This window comes from Planotetraspora mira (assembly GCF_016863275.1).
Classification (GTDB): Bacteria; Actinomycetota; Actinomycetes; order Streptosporangiales; family Streptosporangiaceae; genus Planotetraspora; species Planotetraspora mira.
In genome coordinates this window covers 1-1,700 of the sequence record NZ_BOOO01000081.1, presented here as the reverse complement: position 1 = coordinate 1,700, position 1,700 = coordinate 1, and the positions used below count along the sequence as shown (strand labels likewise).

The 1,700-nt window shown below is 70.6% G+C and carries 3 protein-coding genes; all 3 read right to left on the bottom strand.

From position 1 onward, the window contains the following. Nucleotides 1–968 (bottom strand): NAD(P)-dependent alcohol dehydrogenase (locus tag Pmi06nite_RS41565; protein WP_203958764.1); only part of this gene is annotated, 968 nt, incomplete at its 3' end. Further along, nucleotides 965–1,198 carry a helix-turn-helix transcriptional regulator gene (locus tag Pmi06nite_RS41560; RefSeq protein ID WP_203958763.1) on the bottom strand — a complete coding sequence of 78 codons (234 nt, stop codon included), beginning with the start codon at nucleotides 1,196–1,198 and terminating at the stop codon, nucleotides 965–967. The genes Pmi06nite_RS41560 and Pmi06nite_RS41565, both read right to left, overlap by 4 nt. Beyond that, nucleotides 1,192–1,653 (bottom strand): hypothetical protein, encoded by a 462-nt coding sequence (locus Pmi06nite_RS41555; RefSeq protein WP_239114573.1) that lies wholly within the window; start codon nucleotides 1,651–1,653, stop codon nucleotides 1,192–1,194. The genes Pmi06nite_RS41560 and Pmi06nite_RS41555 overlap by 7 nt, the downstream gene beginning before the upstream one ends. Nucleotides 1,654–1,700: the final 47 nt, after the last annotated feature.

Here is a 1,700-nt window from a genome sequence, read left to right as displayed (position 1 = left end):
GTGATGACGATCTTGCCGGCGGGGTGGCCTTCTGCGAGGTATCTGATGGCGTCGGGGGCCTCGGCGAGGGGGTACGTGCGGTCGATGACCGGGGTGACCGCGCCCGCGTCGATCAGCCGCCCCAGCTCCTCCAGTTCCTGGGCGCGTTCCTTGGAGGCCAGGCCGCGCAGGTGCTGGCCGGTGAACATCGACACGAAGGGTGCGCGCATCTGGCGGGTGTAGCCGCCGAGCAGTCCGCCGGCGTCGTGGCCGCCGCCGGCCAGGACCAGCGTCCCGCGCGGGGTCAGGGCGCGCCGCAGGAGCGACAGCGGCCGGCATCCCGCGGTGTCGATGATCACGTCATGACACGGGCCGTCGCGGTCGACCTCGTCGCGGGTGTAGTCGATCACCTCGTCGGCGCCGAGCGACCGCACCAGCTTCACCTTGCCGGTGCCGCACACGCCGGTCACCCTCGCGCCGGACGCCTTGGCGATCTGCACCGCGTAGGACCCGATGCCGCCGGCGGCGCCGACGACCATCACGTTCTGCCCCGGCTGGACCCGGCCGCCGTCGCGGACGGATTCCAGCGCGGTCACCCCGGAGATGGGCACCGCGGCGGCCTGTTCGAACGACAGCCTGGCCGGCTTGGGTGCGAGCCGCGCGTGAGGGGCGGCCGCGTATTCGGCGTAGCTGCCGCTCGGGGTGGTGCCGTACACCTCGTCGCCGGGCTGGAACCGCGTCACGCCCGAGCCGACCGCCGTCACCACCCCGGCCAGCGCGCGGCCGCGCACCGCGACCCTGGGCCGTGTCAGCCCGAACGCGACCCGCGCGCCGTACGGCCGGCCGGTCATGCAGACCCACACGCCCGGGTCCACCCCGGCGGCGTGCACCTGGACCAGCACCTGGTCCTTTCCGATCGGCGGCCGGTCGACCTCGCGTAACCGGAGCACGTCGGCCGAGCCGTACACGTCCTGGGCGATGGCTTTCATGTCGTCTCCTCCTGTGAGCCGGGGTACTGGAACACCTCGTCGAGCGGAACCTTGAACACGTGGGCGATCTGGAAGGCGACCTCGAGGGACGGCGAGTACCGGCCCTGCTCGATGGCGATGACGGTCTGCCGGGTCACGCCGATGCGCTCTGCCAGCTCGGCCTGGGTCATCTCGTCGTGCGCGAACCGCAGAGCGCGGATGCGGTTGGTCACACGGGTCGGTTTCACCATTGGGGGAAGCTCCCGCGGTACACGATGACCTTGGTGACGTTGCCGAGGACCGCCGACAGCGCGAAGCACAGGTAGATGACGTTGGCGATCCAGAACCGGTCCCACCCGGCCACCGCCATGAGCATCGCCGCGACCGCGCCGATCGTCACGAACGACTGGCCGACGTGGTCACCCAGCCGCCCGATCTCCCGGTCCCGCACGTCCTTGGCCAGGGACGCCTTCGGGTTCACCGCACCCACCACGACCTCGGCCACGATCGCGGCGACGATGGCCGCCCCCACGCTCCACAGCAGCGCCGCGGCATAGGGGGCCTCGGCCAGCGGCCGCCCCGCGGCCCGGCCCAGCACCACCACGACGTACCCGCCGTACGCGGCGACGGCCACCACCAGCCGGATCCACGCCCGTTTCTCTTCGAGGGTCATGACCTTCTCCGTGATGTACAGAATCTTTGACATCTCGAAAGTAGCCAATCTTTGACCTCATGTCCAGAATTTTTTACATC